The organism is Embleya sp. NPDC005575, assembly GCF_040605455.1.
In the GTDB taxonomy this organism is placed as follows: Bacteria; Actinomycetota; Actinomycetes; order Streptomycetales; family Streptomycetaceae; genus Embleya.
Genome location: NZ_JBEXCV010000009.1, coordinates 1 through 16,663 on the forward strand (window position 1 = coordinate 1; position 16,663 = coordinate 16,663).

The window sequence follows — 16,663 nt, forward strand, 5'->3', positions numbered from 1 at the left end:
CTTCCGATCTGAAACCTCGGCCCGACCGGCGTTCGGGCTTCCCGAGATCTCGGGTCGTAGGCTCGGGGCGGAGAACCCGCAACGATCTGCGCGGCCGATCGGCCGTGAACCTTGGAGTATGTATGAGTTCGCCTCGCTTCGACCGGAGTCACACCGACGACCTGATCGAGTTCGTCGGCGCCAGTCCCTCCCCCTACCACGCGGCCGCGAATGTGGCCGGGCGACTGGAGGCGGCGGGCTTTCGGCGACTCGTGGAGACGGCCGCGTGGGACGGCGAGGCGGGCGGCCGGTACGTGCTGCGTGGGGGCGCGATCGTGGCCTGGTACGTGCCGGAGGGCGCCGAGAGCACGCGCGGCTTCCGGATCATGGGAGCGCACACCGACTCGCCGACGCTGCGGGTCAAGCCGCTTCCGGACACCGGGGCCGCGGGGTGGCGCCAGGTCGCCGTCGAGGTCTACGGCGGCCCGCTGTTGAACTCCTGGCTCGACCGCGACCTCGGCCTGTCCGGCCGGATCGTGCTGCGCGACGGGAGCGAGCACCTGGTGTTCGTGGACCGGCCGGTGCTGCGTGTGCCGCAGTTGGCGATCCACCTCGACCGCTCGGTCAACGAGGCGGGACTGCAGTTGGACAAGCAGCAGCACATGACCCCGATCTGGGGACTGGGCGCGGTGGACGAGGGCGCGCTGATCCGGTTCGTGGCCGAGGAGGCCGGCGTGGCCGCCGGCGACGTCACCGGGTGGGACCTGATGGTGCACGACGTGCAGAAGCCCAGCTACCTGGGCCGCGATCGCGAACTGGTGGCCTCGCCGCGCCTGGACAACCTGCTGTCCGTACACGCGGGCCTGGCCGCGCTGCTCGCGGCCGCGCACGACAAGGTGGCGCACATCCCGGTGTTCGGCGCGTTCGATCACGAGGAGACCGGCAGCGAGTCCACCACGGGCGCGGCCGGTCCGCTCCTGGAGACGGTGCTGACCCGGATCGTCAGCGCCCGCGGCGGATCGCTGGAGGACCGCGCCCGCGCGTTCGCCGACTCCTTCCACCTCTCCAGCGACGTGGGCCACGCGGTGCACCCGAACTACGTCGGCCGGCACGAGCCGGGCCACCACCCGGTGCCCAACGGCGGCCCGATCCTGAAGGTCAACACCAACCAGCGCTACGCGACGGACGCACGCGGCCGGGCCGTGTGGAACGCGGCGTGCGAACGCGCGGGGGTGCCGGCGCAGATCTTCGTCGGGAACAACTCCATCCCCTGCGGCTCCACCATCGGCCCGATCACCGCGACGCGCCTGGGCATCGAGACGGTGGACGTCGGCACCGCCTGCCTGTCCATGCACTCCTCCCGCGAACTGTGCGGCGCCGACGACCCGTTCCTGCTCGCCTCGGCCGCCGCCGCGTTCCTGGAGGGCTGAAGGGCCGCCGCGAATCCGCGGGCATGGGTTCGAGGACTCCGGGTAGGCGCGAGCCGACAGTCAATCGGCGCAGCGTAATCCCGCCGCACGTCAGCGGATCGGAGTGAACGGACTCATGGGCATCGGAGCGGGCATCCTGTTGATCGCGGTGGGCGCGATTCTGACCTTCGCCACCGACTGGAGCGTGTCCGGCATCAACGTCGACGTGGTCGGCGTCGTGCTGATGATTGCCGGAGTCGTGGGCATCGCGCTGTTCCTGATGGTGTGGGGGCCGCGACGCCGCGACGCGTCGCTGAACCCGCCGCCGGCCGGCTATGTGCAACCGCCGGTCACGGGAGGCTACGTCGAGCAGCCCGTCGAACGGATCGTCGAGGAGCGGCCGACGCGCCGCTACTACCGACGCTGAAGACCATCTCGGCACCACCCCCTGACGACCGCGGCTCCGGAGTTCCTCCCCCTCCCGCTCCGGAGCCCCGGTCGTCTCCGTTGCGGGGTGGTCGCGGGCCATGCCCGGGCGGCGGGGTCCGCGTGGGCGAAGCAGGACACGAGCCCGGCCTCATCGCCACCTTCGCGGCCTCACGTGTGCGGCATGCGGAGCTTGCGGACCCGATGGGCCGCGGACTCGACCACGGTCAGGTAGACGTCCTCGTCCAGGTCGGCGGCCACCGCCACGGCGGCCGGTTCGGCGAGGTCGCCCAGGAGGGTGGACACGAAGCCGTCCGTGGGGTCGTAGCGGCGCAGCGCGCCGTTGTAGGTGTCCGCGACCACCACCGAGCCGTCCGGCAACGTGTCCACGCCCAAGGGGTGCTGGAACAGCGCGTGTTCGGCCGGTCCGTCCCGCAGCCCGAAGTCGAACAGCCCGCGGCCGACCACCGTTTCGATCCGGCCGTCCACCAGGCGACGCAGCGCCGAACTCTCCGCGTCCACCACCCACAACGTGTGCCGATCCGGTGACACGGCCAGGCCGGACGGCTGGGCGAAGTTGGCGGTGTCGACCGGCCCGTCCTCCATCCCCTCGTCGGTGGTGCCGGCCAGCACCCCCATGCCCTCGCCGACCGGGTCGAACTCCCACAGCTGGTGTACGCCCGCCATCGCCACGATGATCCGGCCGCCGAACCACGCGACGTCCCACGGGCTGGAAAGGTCGATCGTGCGGGCCGCGCCGTGCTCGTCCGCGCCGCGCCGGCGCTGTCGTCCGGTGCCCGCGACCGTACGGATCGATCCGGTGGCCAGCGAAACGCCGCGCAACGCGTGATTGGCGGTGTCCGCGACCACGACGTCGTACCGCACGTGCGCGGCCACCTCAGGCGGCAGCAGAGCCATCCCGTGCGGCTCGGCCAGCATCGCGTGCCGGGGCCCGCCGTCGAGCAGCCCGCGCCGCCCGGTACCGATCCGGCGCAGCACCGTACGGCCGTCGTCGGAGAGTTCGGCCAGGGAATGGTGCCCGGTGTCCGCGACCAGCAGCGCGCCGGAGGGCAACCGCAGCAGTTGGCCCGGGAAGCGCAGGTCGGTGCGCGGCGCGTCGGGTCGCTCGAAGTCCTCCGCGGCCCGGCGCAGCGTGCCCTTGCCCTCGTGCTCGACCACCAGATCGGCGATCATCGCCTCGATCTCGCTCGCGTGGCCCTCGCCGGACAGTTGCGCGACCACGTAGCCCTCGGGGTCGACGACGACCAGGGTCGGCCACGCGTGCACCGCGTACTGCTTCCACGTGCTCAGCTCGGGGTCGTCCAGGACCGGGTGCCGCAACTCGTGCCGCTGCACCGCGCAGACCACCGTGCCGTGTTCCGCCTCGTGCTCGAACTTGGGCGAGTGCACGCCGATCACGGTCAGCACGTCGCGGTGGCGCTCCTCGATCGGGCGCAGTTCGGCCAGCACGTGGTGGCAGTTCACGCACGCCGAGGTCCAGAAGTCCAGCAGCACGATCCGCCCGCGCAGCCCGGCCAGCGTCGGTCCGGGTCCGTCGGTGTTGATCCAGCCGCCGGAACCGGACAACTCGGGGGCCCGGATCCGGGCTCGGCGCGCGGTGCTGCTCATGATCCGAAGTGAACCATCCGGGTCGGCCGGCGACCCCCGGCCGGCGCGTGTACCGACCGCGCCCCACCCAACCGGGCGTATCCGGGTGCCGCACACGCGCGCGTCCGCACGACTGAACGCCGGCATTTCGGGCAGTCTGCCCGACAAAGGCGTAGTCATCGTGGAGGCAGCAGTGTTCGGGGACGAGTACGACGGAGCCCAGCTCTATCCGGGAGTCGCTCCCGGCCGCTACCTCGTGCGCGAGAAGATGTTCGCGATCGGCGACGACTTCTGGGTCACGACGGAATCCGGCGAGAAGGTCTATCTGGTCGACGGCAAGGCGCTGACGCTGCACGACCGGCTGGAGCTAAAGGACGCGGCCGGCACGGTGCTGGCCACCGTGAAGAAGAAGATCATGAGCATCCACCACTCGATGAAGATCGAGGACGCGACCGGCGAAACGGTCGCCACGGTGCGCAAGAAGATGTTCACGCCGCTGCACGAGGCATTCGAGGTCGATCTCGCGGTCGGCATCGAACTCTCGGTGCGGGGCGACATGTTCAACCACGAGTACGGCATCACCGGGCCGAACGGACCGGTCGCGCAGATCACCCGCAAGTGGCTGCGGGTGCGCGACACCTACGGCGTCGACATCGCGCCCGGGTGGGATCATGCGCTGATCATCGCGATCGCGGTGTGCGTGGACCGGTTGAGTTCCGAGGGCGACGACTGAGTCGGCCGAGCCCAGGACGATCCGTCGACGATCGCGGCCGACAGGCATAGAACGGCTGCCTTCCACACGTCTGTTCGGGTGGAAGGGGGCACGGTTGAGATCCCATGGGGAAGACGAGTTCCGGGCCTTCGTCGAGGAGCGTCGCACAGCGCTGGTACGCACCGCGTACCTGCTGTGCGGCGATCGCGACGAGGCCGAGGACCTGGCTCAGGTCACGCTGACCAAGACGTATACGTCGTGGGCACGCGTATCCGGGGTGGAGAATCCGGACGCCTACGTGCGCCGGATTCTGGTGAACACCAATCTGTCCCGGGTTCGCCGACGGCGGGTGACGCACTTTCTCACCGACCGGCTGCCGGACCGAGCCGGACCCGACTCGACCGGCGGGGTGGCCCAACGCAGCGTGTTGTTGGCCGCGTTGGCCCGGTTGCCGGCGGGCCGGCGGGCGGCGGTGGTGTTGCGCCACTGGGAGGACCGTGCGGAGTCCGAGGTCGCGCAGATCCTCGGTTGCACGGTGGGTACGGTGCGCAGTCAGACTTTCCGGGGGCTCGCCCAACTCCGCAAGGATCCCCAACTGGCCGATCTGATCCCACATCAGACGGACACCCCCTCTACTTCGGATACGGAGGTGCGGCCATGGCCGACGACGGCACCGCACTGAGGGAGGCCTTCATGGCGGAAATCGAGGCGGCCGGTCTGACCGCGCCGACGGCGGACGCGGCGATCGAGCGAGCGCGCAAACGCCGGTGGCGCGGGGCGACCGTGGCATCCGTCCTGGCGGGCGCGCTGGCGCTCGGCGGGGGCGGTGCGGTGATCGCCGACTCGCTACTGGACGAGGAGGGCAACTCCACGGACATCGTTCAGGTGACCGCAGGTACCCGACCGCCCGGGGCGAGCCCGGACATCATCGGCGAGGGCATGGTGAACGGCAGGCCCTGGAAGTACCGGGCGTGGAGCGACGGCCCGGAGCGGACGTGCTTCCGCAACGTCGAGAAGGGCGATAGTCCCCCGACCGAGCCCGGCGAGTGCAGCCTCGTCCCGGGGCGCACCGCTGCGGCCAAGGCCGCGGAGAAGGACCGCTTCCGCGGTGGTGGATCGCTGGGCAAGGTGGAGGGAAGCAAGGATTTGTACGCCGCGTTCTTCACCGCCGAGGTGTCTCCCAACATCGATCATTTGGAGGTCACCTGGAAGGGCGCGGCGAAGCCGGTGATCATCAATCCGGTGCAGATCGACCCCACCACGCGTGTCTACGCACTGGTGGTGGTGGCCCGCTCGGCCGTACCCGCCTACACCTTGAAGGCGTACGACGCCGAGGGCCGGGTGCGCAAGCAGTTCCGGCAGTAGCCCGGCTCGGCGAGCACGCTCACAGGATCCGGTTCTGCAGGACCGGGAAGTCCTCGCGGGTCTTGGCCACCAGCGCCGGGTCGATCTCGGCGGTGAGTACGGTCTGTTCGGTGCCGGCCTCGGCGACGATCTCGCCCCACGGGTCGATCACCATGCTGTGTCCGCCCATCGCCTCGCCACCCTGGGTGCCGGTCGTATTGCACGCGAGCACGAACATCTGATTCTCGATCGCGCGGGCGCGGGACAACACGCGCCAGTGCTCGACCCGTCGCGCAGGCCACGCGGCGGGCAGCACCAGCACCTCCGCGCCCGCGTCCAGGATCCGCCGGAACAGTTCCGGGAAGCGCAGGTCGTAGCAGGTCGCCAGGCCCACCTCGGCCCATGGCATGCGCACCTGCGCAAGCTCGGTGCCGCGTGAGATCAGCGCGGCCTCGCCGCCGGTGAAGCCGAAGCGGTGGATCTTGCGGTAGGTGCCGCGCAGCGCGCCGTCCGGGTCGAAGACCAGCGACGTGTTGTAGAGGTTTTGATCGGCACCGCGCTCGATGATGCTGCCGGCGTGCAGCCAGACCCCGGCGTCGCGAGCCGCGCGGGCCATTGCCTGGGCGACCGGTCCGCGCACGCCTTCGGCGTCCGACTCCCAGGCGTCGTAGACCCAGCCGGTGTGCAACCACAGCTCGGGCAGGACCACCAGGTGGTCGCCGCGCCGGCTGCGCACCAGCGCGGAGACCTCGGCCAGGCGTTCTTGAGCCGGTACCGCCGGGTCGACGTCGAGTTGTACGAGCGAAACGCGCACTTTCCCCTCACCTACACCGCTTGCTTCCCGCGAACGGGCTGACCGCGGGATCTTTTGCAGCGTAACGTGCCTGCCAGGATCCGGGACCACGTCAAAGCAACGGTCGCCCCCTCCACCCGACCGGTGACGCAGCGACAAGAGGTAGTTCGTGACCAACGACCTGAAAACGCACGCCGACGCCTGGGAGCACTCGATTCGCTCCCTCAAAGATCTGGTCTCCACCCTGACCGAGGGCCGGTGGAGCAGCGCGACCGAATGTCCGGGCTGGTCGGTCCGCGACATCGTGTCGCACGTGATCGGGATCGAGCTGGAACTGCTCGGCGATCCCCGACCGATCCACACGCTGCCGCGTGATCTGCGGCACGTGCACGACGAATTCAGCCGCTACACCGAGATACCCGTGGACGTGCGGCGCTGCCACACCTCACCGGAGATGACCGGCGAGTTGGAGTACGTGATCCTGCGCCGGCGTCGAATGCTCGACGAGTCCGACCGGGCACCGGACGACGAGGTGCGCGGCATCATGGGCCGCAGCGTCCCGTACCGGTTCCTGCTCACCCAGCGGGTGTTCGACGTGTGGGTGCACGAGCAGGACGTGCGGCGCGCGATCGGGGTGCCCGGCAACCTGGACTCGCCCGCCGCGCTGATCACCCGCGACTTCCTGCTGACCGGGTTGGCCCGGGTGGTGGCCAAGGACGCCAAGGCGCCCGCCGGCGCGTCGGTGGTGTTCGACGTGAGCGGGCCGGTGGATTTCATGCGCACGGTCACCGTCGACGAGAACGGTCGGGGCCGGCTGGACGGGCGGGTTCCGCTGGGACCGCTCGTGATGATCTCCACCGACTGGGAGACGTTCGTGCGACTGATGTGCGGCCGGGTCGCCGCAGCCCGGGCCGACGTCAAGGTCGAGGGCGACCCCGATCTGGCGCGACGGATCCTGGGCACCATGGCCGTCACGCCCTGACCCCGAAGGCACCTCGGGCGGGGCGTCAGCCGGCGCCGGGAACGCTCTCCCGCTCCGGCACGCGCCCCGCCGCCACCACGCACACCGGCTCGGCCCGGCGGCTTCCCGCGACCTTGCGGGCGTAGCGCAGCACCTGGACGACGCCGAGCAGCAGCGGTACGGCCTGAACGGCCATCGCGACGCGGTACGCGTTCAGGCCGTGCGCGCCGCCGCCCGGCTCGACCAGGTCCAGGACCAGGCCGATCGCGAACAGGCACAGGGTCGCGGCGGCGAACCCGCCGACGTTGACGATGCCCGAAACCGTGCCCAGGCGTTGCGACGGATTGCCGTCCCGGGCGAACTCCATGCCGACCAGGGACAGCGCACCGCCGGGGCCGATCACCAGCGCGAGCACGACCAACAGCCACAGCGGCGAGGGCTCGGCCGGGATCAGCACGGCCGCCCACAACACCAGGGCCAGGATCGGCTGACCCACGCACAGCGCCAACCTGCTGCCCGGCCGGCGGGTCACCAGCGGGCCGACCACCAGGCACGCGAGCATGTTGATCACGATCGCGACGGTCAGCAGCGCACTCGCGGTGCCCTTGGCCAGCCCCTGTCCCTCGACCAGGAACGGGAAGCCCCACAACATCAGGAAGACCTGCGGCAGGCAGCCGCAGGCCCAGTGCGCCCACAGACCGAGCCGGGTGCCCGGTTCGGCCCACGCCGCGCGCACCTGGGACCACATGCCCGGGCCGCCGACCGGGCGCACCCGGGTCCTCGCACCGGGGTTGTCGCGCAGCACGATCAGCACCGCGACCAGGACCGCCACACCCACCCCGGCGGAGACCGCGAAGGTCCGGCTCCAGCCGAACGCGTGCAGCGCGCCGGCCAGCGGCGTGGCGCCGGCGAGGTTGCCGGCCATCCCGAGCAGCGCGGTCAACTGGGTCAACACGGCGACCCGGTTCGCCGGGAACCACACCGACACCACCCGCAGCACACTGACGAACGTCATCGCGTCGCCCATGCCAACCAGCACCCGGGCGAACGCGGCGCCGGCGAACCCGTGCGCGAACGCGAAGGTGAACTGACCCGCCGTCATCAGCACCAGCCCGCAACTGAGCACCCGCTTGGCGCCGAAACGGTCGGTGAGCGCGCCGACGGGTATCTGTAGGCCCGCGTAGACGAGCAGTTGCAGCATCGGGAACAGCGAGAGCTGCGATGCGGAGACGCCGAATCGCTCCTGCGCGTCGATCCCGGCCACGCCGAGACTGCTGCGGTGGAACACCGCGACGACGTATACCGAAGCCGCGACCGCCCACATCATCCAGGCGATGCTGCCGCCGAGCCGGGAGGGGGCTGTGTCCGCAGATGGTTTCACAGTACATACACATTAGGGGACGCCTTCGGACATACATACGGCCGGGCCCCGAAAAAGGGCCCGGCCGTACTCATGTGGGCGGTCCGCCGTCCGCGGGCGATCCGCGCCGAACGCGTCAGCCGCGGACGAAGAGCAGCTTCGGCCGCTCCAGCATCTGGGCCACGTCGGCCAGCACGCGCGAGCCCAACTCGCCGTCCACCATGCGGTGGTCGAAGGACAGCGAGAGGGTGGTCACCTGCCGGGGCTTGATCTTGCCCTTGTGCACCCACGGTTGCTCACGGATCGCGCCCACCGCCAGGATCGCGGCCTCGCCCGGGTTGAGGATCGGCGTACCGCCGTCCACCCCGAACACGCCCACGTTGGTGATGGTCACCGTGCCGCCGGCCATGTCGGCGGGCGAGGTGCGCCCGTCCCGAGCGGTGGCCACCAACTCGGTGAGCGCGCCGGCCAGCGCGGTCAGGCTCTTGCCCCCCGCGTCCTTGATGTTCGGCACGATCAACCCGCGCGGCGTCGCCGCGGCGATGCCCAGGTTGATGCGATCGCGGACGACGATCTCCTGGTTCGGCTCGTCCCAGGACGCGTTGATCTCCGGGTGCCGGGCGATCGCCACGAGCAGCGCCCGGGCGACCAGGAGCAGCGGACTCACCTTGGTGTCCGCGAAGTCGGGCAGCTCGCGCAGCTTGCGCACGAGCTTGACCGTGCGGGTCACGTCCACCGTCACCCACTCGGTGACGTGCGGCGCGGAGAACGCGCTCGCCACCATGGCCTGCGCGGTCGCCTTGCGCACCCCCTTGACCGGGATGCGCCGCTCGCCCGCGACGCTCTCACCGGGCCCGGTCGCCGAGAAGGCGGCCGGGGCGGCGGCCGGCGCGGGACGCGCGGCGGCGTGTACGTCCTCGCGTGTGACCGTGCCGCCGGGGCCCGAGGGGAGCACCGACGCGAGGTCCACGCCCAGATCCCGGGCCAGCTTGCGGACCGGCGGCTTGGCGAGCGCGATCGAACCGTTGGCGGACGAGCCCGACGTCGGCGCTCCGGCGTGCCCCGAGCCGTTGGCCGCGCGAAGCACCGGCGCGGGGGTGTCCGTCTTGCGGGCCCGCCGCCGGCCGGACGTGGTGCGCACGCCGTAGCCGACCAGCACCGCCGTACGGGTGTCCTTCTTCTCCGGCTCGGCGGCCGCGACGGGCTCGGGCGCCGGGGGTTCGGGCACGAGATCCGCCGCGAGGGCCTCGCCCCGGCTGTCGGCCGGTTCGGCCGCGGCGGTGCCGGTGGGCATCTGCGTACCGCTCGGCGCCACAGCGATGATCGGGGCGCCGACCGCGACCGTGTCGCCCTCGGCGGCCAGGAGTTCGGTCACCACCCCGTCGAACGGACACGGCAGCTCGACCAGGGCCTTGGCCGTCTCCACCTCGACCATGACCTGGCCATCGCTCACCTCGTCGCCGACCTTGACGTGCCATACGACGATGTCGGCCTCTTCGAGCCCCTCGCCGACATCGGGCATCAGGAACTTCTTCACCTCGGACACGGGATCCTCACCAGGCCAGGGAGCGGTCGACGGCATCGAGAACACGGTCGAGGTCGGGGAGGTAGTCCTCCTCGACCCGGGACGGCGGATACGGCGTGTGATAGCCGCCGACCCGGAGCACCGGCGCCTCCAGGTGATAAAAGCAGCGCTCGGTAATCGTCGCCGCGACCTCCGCGCCGATGCCCAGGAACGACGGGGCCTCGTGCACGACGACTAGGTGCCCGGTGCGCTTGACCGACTCCTCGACCGCGTCGAAGTCCAGCGGGGACAACGAGCGCAGGTCGATCACCTCCAACTCGCGCCCCTCCTCGGCGGCCGCCGCGGCGGCCTCCAGACAGGTCGCCACCATCGGCCCGTAGGCGACCACCGTGCAGGCGCCGCCCGGGCGCACCACACGGGAGCCGTACAGCGGTTCCGGCGTCGCGGCGGTGTCCACCTCGGCCTTGGTCCAGTAGCGCCGCTTGGGCTCCAGGAAGATCACCGGGTCGTCGGAGGCGATCGCCTGCTGGATCATCCAGTAGGCGTCCACCGGGTTCGAGCACGACACCACGCGCAGGCCCGCGGTGTGCGCGAAGTACGCCTCGGGCGACTCGCTGTGGTGCTCGACCGCGCCGATCCCGCCGCCGAACGGGATGCGGATGACGATCGGCAGCTTGACGTAGCCGAGCGAACGGGCGTGCATCTTGGCCAGTTGGGTGACGATCTGGTCGTACGCGGGGAAGACGAAGCCGTCGAACTGGATCTCCACGACCGGCCGGTAGCCCGCCAGTGCCAGACCGATCGCGGTCCCGACGATGCCGGACTCGGCCAGCGGGGTGTCCACGACCCGGTCCTCGCCGAAGTCCTTCTGCAAACCGTCGGTGACCCGGAAGACACCGCCGAGCTTGCCGATGTCCTCGCCCATGATCAAAACCTTGGGGTCGCTCTCCAGGGACTTGCGCAGCCCCGTGTTGAGCGCCTGCACCATCGACATCTGACGGGACGTGCCCGTCGACTGTGCGGGAGCCATCAGTGCCCGTCCTCCCCGGCGTCGACGAAGGACGCGTGGTAAGCCTCGAACTCGGCCCGTTCCCGGTCCACGAGGGTGTGCGGGTCGGCGTACACGTGCGCGAACATCGACGCCGGATCCGGGTCCGGCATCGTGCGCACGCCGTTGCGTACCCGCTTGCCCAATTCCTCGCTCTCGGCCTCCAGGTCCGCGAAGAACTCGGGAGTCCCGATGCCCTGCTTGTGCAGGTAGGCCTTGAGCCGCTCGATCGGGTCCTTGAGCCGCCATTCCTCCAGTTCCGCGTTCAACCGATAGCGGGTCGGGTCGTCGGACGTGGTGTGCGCGCCCATTCGGTAGGTGAACGCCTCGATCAGCATCGGGCCCTCGCCGCGCCGGGCCCGGGCCAACGCCGCCCTGGTCACCGCGAGACACGCGAGCACGTCGTTTCCGTCCACTCGAACTCCGGGAAAGCCGAATCCGGCGGCGCGCCGATACAGCGGCACCTTCATCTGCCGTTCGGTGGGTTCGGAGATGGCCCACTGATTGTTCTGGCAGAAGAACACCACGGGCGCGTTGAACACCGCCGCGAAGGTGAATGCCTCGTTGACATCGCCCTGGCTGGAGGCCCCGTCACCGAAATACGTGACGACCGCGCCATCGCTTCCGTCGCGTTGCACACCCATCGCGTATCCGACGCCGTGCAGGGTCTGCGCGCCGATGACGATCGTGTAGAGATGGAAATTGTTCTCGCGCGGATCCCAACCGCCGTGGTTGACGCCGCGGAACATACCGAGCAGATTCAACGGGTCCACGCCGCGACACCACGCGACACCGTGTTCACGGTAGGTGGGAAACACATAGTCGTCCGGACTCAGCGCCCGTCCGGACCCGATCTGCGCGGCTTCCTGGCCGAGCAGCGAGGCCCACAAGCCCAGTTCGCCCTGCCGTTGCAGCGCGGTGGCCTCGGCGTCGAAGCGACGCACCAGCACCAGGTCGCGATACAGACTCAGGTATTCGTCATCGGACAGGTCGATCGCGTAATCGGGATGCTCGACCCGCTCGCCCTCGGGGGTGAGCAACTGAATCAGTTCTGGACCGGCTCCGGAATCGGGCGGAAACAATGTTCCGTCCGTACTGTCCACTGCCACGTTCTCTCCTCCGTCTGTCCGGTCCGCGGGGTCGCCGTGGACCGGGTCCGGATCGCCGGGCCCGGTTCCGCGCGGGGTGTGCGCGGCTACCTTGATGTGCAGACACGGCGATTGGTGGCTGTACTTCCTAGGATTTCCTAGGAATTCCCGGGTGAATCCGGGAGGCACCTGCGCACAGGCATGCGGTTCGGAAACCGCACACCGCCACGTTACCCACCAGTCCCGCCGGCACGTAGTGGCGACCGGCCCGAACGTGGCGGCACTGTTTGTCGCTCCTCGACGAATGGCCGCGTGGCGGGCCCGTCCCGACCCTTCCGGAGGCATCAACCGGGCACCCGGACGGTGTACATGCGAACCTGTACAAGTGAGCGATCAGGGAAGTATCCGGGTATTCCTCCTCGATGATCACGAAGTGGTCCGCCGTGGCGTGCACGAGTTGTTGTCGATCGAGGACGACATCGACGTGGTCGGCGAGGCCGGCACCGCCGAGGAGGCGCTGGTACGGATCCCGGCGACTCGGCCGCAGGTCGCGGTGCTCGACGTGCGGCTCCCGGACGGCAGCGGGGTCGAGGTGTGTCGCGAGATCCGGGCCCGACTGCCCGACGTGCGCTGCCTGATGCTCACCTCCTTCTCCGACGACGAGGCGCTGTTCGACGCGATCATGGCGGGCGCCTCCGGCTACGTGCTCAAGGACATCCGCGGCTCCGACCTGGTCGGCGCGGTCCGCGACGTCGCCGCCGGCAAATCCCTGCTCGACCCGGCGGCCACCGCCCGCGTCCTGGAACGCCTGCGCGGCGGCACCCGCGGCGACGAACGCCTGGCGGCCCTGAGCGACCAGGAGCGCCGCATCCTCGACCTGATCGGCGAGGGCATGACCAACCGCCGGATCGGCACCGAGATGCACCTGGCCGAGAAGACCATCAAGAACTACGTCTCCAGCCTGCTCGCAAAGCTGGGCATGGAACGCCGCACCCAGGCTGCGGCATATGTGGCCCGCCAGAAGGCGGAGAAGAGGCGGTAGTCGGCAGTGCGCGACTCGGCCGCGGAGCGCGCGGCGAGCGTGCGTCGGGCAGTGGCCCGGGACGCCGAGCGGACCTACGCGCAGGCCTCCCCGCGTTCGGGAGCTCCGGCCGCCCCCGAAGGGATGTCCCGGACCTTCGTCCACTGCGCCGCGGGTGAGGGGGTTGTCCCGGTGATCACGGGCGAGTTCGGGGCCGCGTCGATGGCATGAGGCCGGCTCGGGGCGGGTGCGGAGGTGTCGGCGGCCGGGGCGAGTCGAGGCGCCTTGAGCCCAAGGCAAAGGCCGTCATCAGGGCCGTACTTGCCCAGTGTGATGGGTTGGTGAGGGAGCTGTTCAGGTGCACGGCGGGGTCCCTTGCCTGGTCGAGGTGGCGGCGGTGACGGCGCGTCAGAGTGCGTCGGGGACCAGCACGACCTTTCCGGTGACCGTGCCCGACTCGGCCAGTGCGAGTGCGTCGGCGGCTCGGCTCAGCGGAATGCGGGCCGCGACCTGGGCGGTGATGGCGCCGGTACCGAGCAGCGCGAAGACCTCGGACAGGTCAGTGCGCAGTCGGGCCCGGAAGGTCGCCGGGCGACGCTTGCCCGCCCAGATGTTGTAGAAGTGCGTGCGCCGCCCGTTGGGCAGCAGGTGCCACCACAGGAGGCGGGCCACCAGCTTGAGCACGGGCAGTCGGGACGAGCCGGGCGCGTTCTTGGTGGCCGCCGTCCCGTACGAGACGAGGGTGCCGCCACGGGCGAGCAGCCCGAACGAGTCGACGATCCCCCCGCCGCCGACGTGGTCGAAGACGGCGTCGACGCCGTGCGGGGCGTGCGCGCGCACCAGCGCGGGCAGGTCGGCGGCCCGGTAGTCCAGCGGGATCGCGCCCAGCGCGCGCACCGCGTCGTGGTGGCGCGGCGAGGCGGTGCCGATGACGCGAACGCCGGCCTGCGTGGCCAATTGCACCAGGGTCGATCCCACGCCGCCGTTGGCGCCGTGCACCAGGATGGTCTGCCCGCGGCGGATCCCGGCCCGACGGTGCAACATCTGCCACGCGGTGATCCCGTTGACGACCACGGTCTCCGCCTCGGCCGGGTCGATGCCCTCGGGCACCTCGACCAGGTCGGCGGCCGGGAGCACCGCCAGGCTCGCCCACCCGCCCACCTTGGTCAGCGCCGCGAATCGGCGGCCGACCAGCGCCGCATCGCCGCCGGGCCCGACCCGCAGGACCGTGCCGACCAGGTCGTAGCCGGGGACGAACGGGAAGGCCGGCTGGTCGTAGTACTTGCCGCGGCGCATCTGCTGCTCGGCGAAGGAGACCCCCGACGCCTCGACCGCCAGCAGGACCTCCCCGGCGGCCGGCTCCGGCGTCGGGCGCACCCGAACCTCCAGGCCGGCGGGCTCGACGACGCCCGGCAGCACGATTTCGGTGACCGGGCCGGCAGCGGTCTCGGTTGCGATGGCATTCATTACGACTCCCGGTGATTATCAGTAATTTTTGTTATGCCATCTAACTTAAGTGCAGGCCATTAGCGTGTCAAGCATCGACTCGAGAACTTCCGGTCAGGGCGTACGCCTAGAGCGGCACCGACCAGGTCACCGTGGTGCCGCGGCCCTCCGGCCCCGGTCCGAACTCCGCCCGGCCGCCCAACTCCGTCGCGCGACCGGCCAGATTGGCCAGACCGCTGCGCCGACCACCGGGCGCGATGCCCACGCCGTCGTCGGTGACCGTCAGGTCGACCGTGTCGCCGGCCACCACCAGGCTCACCTCGACCCGGGACGCGTGCGCGTGGCGGGACGTGTTGGAGAGGACCTCGCGCAGTGCGGCGAGGAGTTGCTCGGCGACCTCGTCCGAGACGGTCGAGTCGACCGGGCCCGCGAAGGTGACCGTCGGCTCGAAGCCGAGCGTGGCGGCCGACACGCTCGCCTCGCGCAGCACCCGGCCCCGGACCCCGATCGGCCCCTCTCGCGGCGGGTTCTGCAACGCGAAGATGGTGCTGCGTACCTCGCGGATCGTCGCGTCGAGTTCGTCCACGGCCTGGTTGATCCGCACGGTCACGGCCGGCATCCTCGCCAATCGGGCCGCGCCCTGGAGCATCATCCCGGTCGCGAACAGCCGCTGGATGACCAGGTCGTGCAGGTCCCGGGCGATCCGGTCGCGATCCTCGAACACGGCCAGCCGTTCCCGGTCGCGCTGCGCGCTCGCCAGCATCAGCGCGATCGCCGCCTGACCGCCGAACGCCTGGGCCATCGAGCGCTCGGTCCGATTGAACGGGACCGCGCCGATCCGCTTGTCCAGCTCGAGTGCGCCCAGGATCCGGTCGTTGGCGATCAGCGGCACGAACAGGCCCGGTCCGAAGCAGCGGGACTGGTCCAGCACCACGTTCGGATCGGTGCTCATGTCCGCGATGAAGATGCTGCGACCGGTGTTGATGGTCTCAGCGATCGGGCTGCCCTGTGCGACCACCGTGCCGCCCAGGCCCGCGAGGTCCTCGCCGGAGGTGACCTCGATCTGGTAGGAGCCGTCCGGCTGGGGCAGGTAGATCGCGGCGAAGTCCGCCTCGGCCAGGCTGCGCGCCCGCTCGGCCACCACGGCGAGTGCCTCGTCCGGGTCCTGCGTGGTCAGCAGCGCCGTGGTGACGTCCGCCGAGCCCATGATCCACTTCTCCCGGCGGACCGCGCTCTCGAACAGGCGCGCGTTCTCGATGGCCACCCCGGCCGCCGCCGCGAGCGCCCGGACCACCTGCTTGTCCTCGACGCTGAAGTCCGCCGTGCCGCGCTTCTCGGTCAGGTACAGATTGCCGAACACCTCGTCGCGCACCCGGATCGGCACGCCCAGGAACGAGTGCATCGCGGGGTGGTTCGGCGGGAAGCCGTAGGACGCCGGATGCCGGGTCAGATCGTCCAGGAGCAGCGGCTCGGGGTGGTCGATCAAAAGGCCCAGGATCCCCCGTCCGTGCGGGAGTTCGCCGATCCGCTCGCGGTCCTCCCCGGAGATGCCGACGGTGATGAAATCGGACAGGTTGTGCTCGCTGCCGATCACCCCGAGCGCGGCATAGCGTGCGTCCGCCAGGTCGGCCGCGGCCTCGACGATCCGGCGCAGCGTGGTGTGCAGGTCCAGGTCGGCGCCGACCGCGATCACCGCTTCGAGGAGCCCCTGGAGTCGATCCCCTGCCGCCGCCGCCGAACCGAGCCGCTCGACCACCTCGGCCACCTCGGCCACCTCGGCCACCAGATCGTTCAGGCCGAGCGAGTCCCGCGCCGCCGCGGCCGGTTCGGGCGTGTGGTCGGACCGATCCGTCCCGTCGGGCTCGTCGGCGCCGTCGGCGCCGTTGCCGGTCGCGTTCTCCATGAATGCAGCCTACGTGGGCAAATACGGATGAAAGCAGCTA

At 70.6% G+C, this 16,663-nt stretch carries 14 protein-coding genes and 1 pseudogene; 7 read left to right on the forward strand and 8 right to left on the reverse strand.

From position 1 onward, the window contains the following. The first annotated feature begins 122 nt into the window (after positions 1–122). On the forward strand, positions 123–1,409 hold the full coding sequence (locus ABZS54_RS04830; protein ID WP_355531093.1) for a M18 family aminopeptidase: 1,287 nt from the start codon (positions 123–125) through the stop codon (positions 1,407–1,409). 115 nt (positions 1,410–1,524) lie between these two features. Next, positions 1,525–1,815, forward strand: a complete 291-nt coding sequence (locus ABZS54_RS04835) for a DUF6458 family protein (protein ID WP_355531095.1) — start codon at positions 1,525–1,527, stop codon at positions 1,813–1,815. 179 nt (positions 1,816–1,994) lie between these two features. Here ABZS54_RS04835 and ABZS54_RS04840 read toward each other — a convergent pair. Then, positions 1,995–3,443 (reverse strand): annotated as a pseudogene (locus ABZS54_RS04840) (thioredoxin-like domain-containing protein); the annotation flags it as partial. 160 nt (positions 3,444–3,603) lie between these two features. Between ABZS54_RS04840 and ABZS54_RS04845 the strand changes: the two are divergent. From ABZS54_RS04845 to ABZS54_RS04855, 3 genes are all read left to right on the forward strand, one after another. Then, a complete protein-coding gene (locus ABZS54_RS04845; protein ID WP_355531097.1) occupies positions 3,604–4,155 on the forward strand; it encodes an LURP-one-related family protein in 552 nt (183 codons plus the stop codon). A 94-nt stretch (positions 4,156–4,249) separates the two neighbouring features. Then, entirely contained in the window at positions 4,250–4,816 is a 567-nt protein-coding gene (locus ABZS54_RS04850; protein WP_355531099.1) for a SigE family RNA polymerase sigma factor, read from the forward strand. Beyond that, the gene (locus ABZS54_RS04855) at positions 4,792–5,499 is read left to right on the forward strand and encodes a hypothetical protein (protein WP_355531101.1); all 708 of its coding nucleotides are present in this window, start codon (positions 4,792–4,794) and stop codon (positions 5,497–5,499) included. Before ABZS54_RS04850 ends, ABZS54_RS04855 begins: the two co-directional genes overlap by 25 nt. Before the next feature lie 19 nt (positions 5,500–5,518). On the opposite strand, the gene ABZS54_RS04860 is transcribed toward ABZS54_RS04855, so the two are convergent. Continuing rightward, the gene (locus ABZS54_RS04860) at positions 5,519–6,292 is read right to left on the reverse strand and encodes a carbon-nitrogen family hydrolase (protein WP_355531103.1); all 774 of its coding nucleotides are present in this window, start codon (positions 6,290–6,292) and stop codon (positions 5,519–5,521) included. A gap of 148 nt (positions 6,293–6,440) precedes the next feature. On the opposite strand from ABZS54_RS04860, the gene ABZS54_RS04865 reads away from it, so the two are divergent. Then, a complete protein-coding gene (locus ABZS54_RS04865) occupies positions 6,441–7,253 on the forward strand; it encodes a maleylpyruvate isomerase family mycothiol-dependent enzyme (protein ID WP_355531105.1) in 813 nt (270 codons plus the stop codon). A gap of 25 nt (positions 7,254–7,278) precedes the next feature. On the opposite strand, the gene ABZS54_RS04870 is transcribed toward ABZS54_RS04865, so the two are convergent. The 4 genes from ABZS54_RS04870 to pdhA form a co-directional block, all read right to left on the reverse strand. Next, positions 7,279–8,613, reverse strand: a complete 1,335-nt coding sequence (locus ABZS54_RS04870; RefSeq protein ID WP_355531107.1) for an MFS transporter — start codon at positions 8,611–8,613, stop codon at positions 7,279–7,281. A gap of 115 nt (positions 8,614–8,728) precedes the next feature. Continuing rightward, positions 8,729–10,114 carry a dihydrolipoamide acetyltransferase family protein gene (locus tag ABZS54_RS04875; RefSeq protein ID WP_355531257.1) on the reverse strand — a complete coding sequence of 462 codons (1,386 nt, stop codon included), beginning with the start codon at positions 10,112–10,114 and terminating at the stop codon, positions 8,729–8,731. 31 nt (positions 10,115–10,145) lie between these two features. After that, the gene (locus tag ABZS54_RS04880) at positions 10,146–11,147 is read right to left on the reverse strand and encodes an alpha-ketoacid dehydrogenase subunit beta (protein ID WP_355531109.1); all 1,002 of its coding nucleotides are present in this window, start codon (positions 11,145–11,147) and stop codon (positions 10,146–10,148) included. Beyond that, on the reverse strand, positions 11,147–12,274 hold the full coding sequence (gene pdhA / locus ABZS54_RS04885; RefSeq protein ID WP_355531111.1) for a pyruvate dehydrogenase (acetyl-transferring) E1 component subunit alpha: 1,128 nt from the start codon (positions 12,272–12,274) through the stop codon (positions 11,147–11,149). Before pdhA ends, ABZS54_RS04880 begins: the two co-directional genes overlap by 1 nt. Positions 12,275–12,638: 364 nt before the next feature. Here pdhA and ABZS54_RS04890 point away from each other — a divergent pair, with 364 nt between their 5' ends. Next, complete coding sequence (locus tag ABZS54_RS04890) at positions 12,639–13,295, forward strand: response regulator transcription factor (RefSeq protein WP_355531113.1); 657 nt, start codon at positions 12,639–12,641, stop codon at positions 13,293–13,295. 387 nt (positions 13,296–13,682) lie between these two features. Here the strand turns inward: ABZS54_RS04890 and ABZS54_RS04895 are convergent, their stop codons facing one another. Both ABZS54_RS04895 and ABZS54_RS04900 read right to left on the reverse strand, forming a co-directional pair. Beyond that, complete coding sequence (locus ABZS54_RS04895; RefSeq protein WP_355531115.1) at positions 13,683–14,741, reverse strand: medium chain dehydrogenase/reductase family protein; 1,059 nt, start codon at positions 14,739–14,741, stop codon at positions 13,683–13,685. Positions 14,742–14,847: 106 nt separating this feature from the next. Then, a complete protein-coding gene (locus ABZS54_RS04900) occupies positions 14,848–16,623 on the reverse strand; it encodes a GAF domain-containing protein (RefSeq protein ID WP_355531117.1) in 1,776 nt (591 codons plus the stop codon). Between the last annotated feature and the right edge of the window lie 40 nt (positions 16,624–16,663).

Coding starts and splice junctions, on each gene's coding strand:
- ABZS54_RS04830 (WP_355531093.1), top strand. CDS start 123: ATGAGTTCGCCTCGCTTCGACCGGAGTCACACCGACGACCTGATCGAG.
- ABZS54_RS04835 (WP_355531095.1), top strand. CDS start 1,525: ATGGGCATCGGAGCGGGCATCCTGTTGATCGCGGTGGGCGCGATTCTG.
- ABZS54_RS04855 (WP_355531101.1), top strand. CDS start 4,792: ATGGCCGACGACGGCACCGCACTGAGGGAGGCCTTCATGGCGGAAATC.
- ABZS54_RS04875 (WP_355531257.1), bottom strand. CDS start 10,114: ATGCCCGATGTCGGCGAGGGGCTCGAAGAGGCCGACATCGTCGTATGG.
- ABZS54_RS04880 (WP_355531109.1), bottom strand. CDS start 11,147: ATGGCTCCCGCACAGTCGACGGGCACGTCCCGTCAGATGTCGATGGTG.
- ABZS54_RS04895 (WP_355531115.1), bottom strand. CDS start 14,741: ATGAATGCCATCGCAACCGAGACCGCTGCCGGCCCGGTCACCGAAATC.
- ABZS54_RS04900 (WP_355531117.1), bottom strand. CDS start 16,623: ATGGAGAACGCGACCGGCAACGGCGCCGACGGCGCCGACGAGCCCGAC.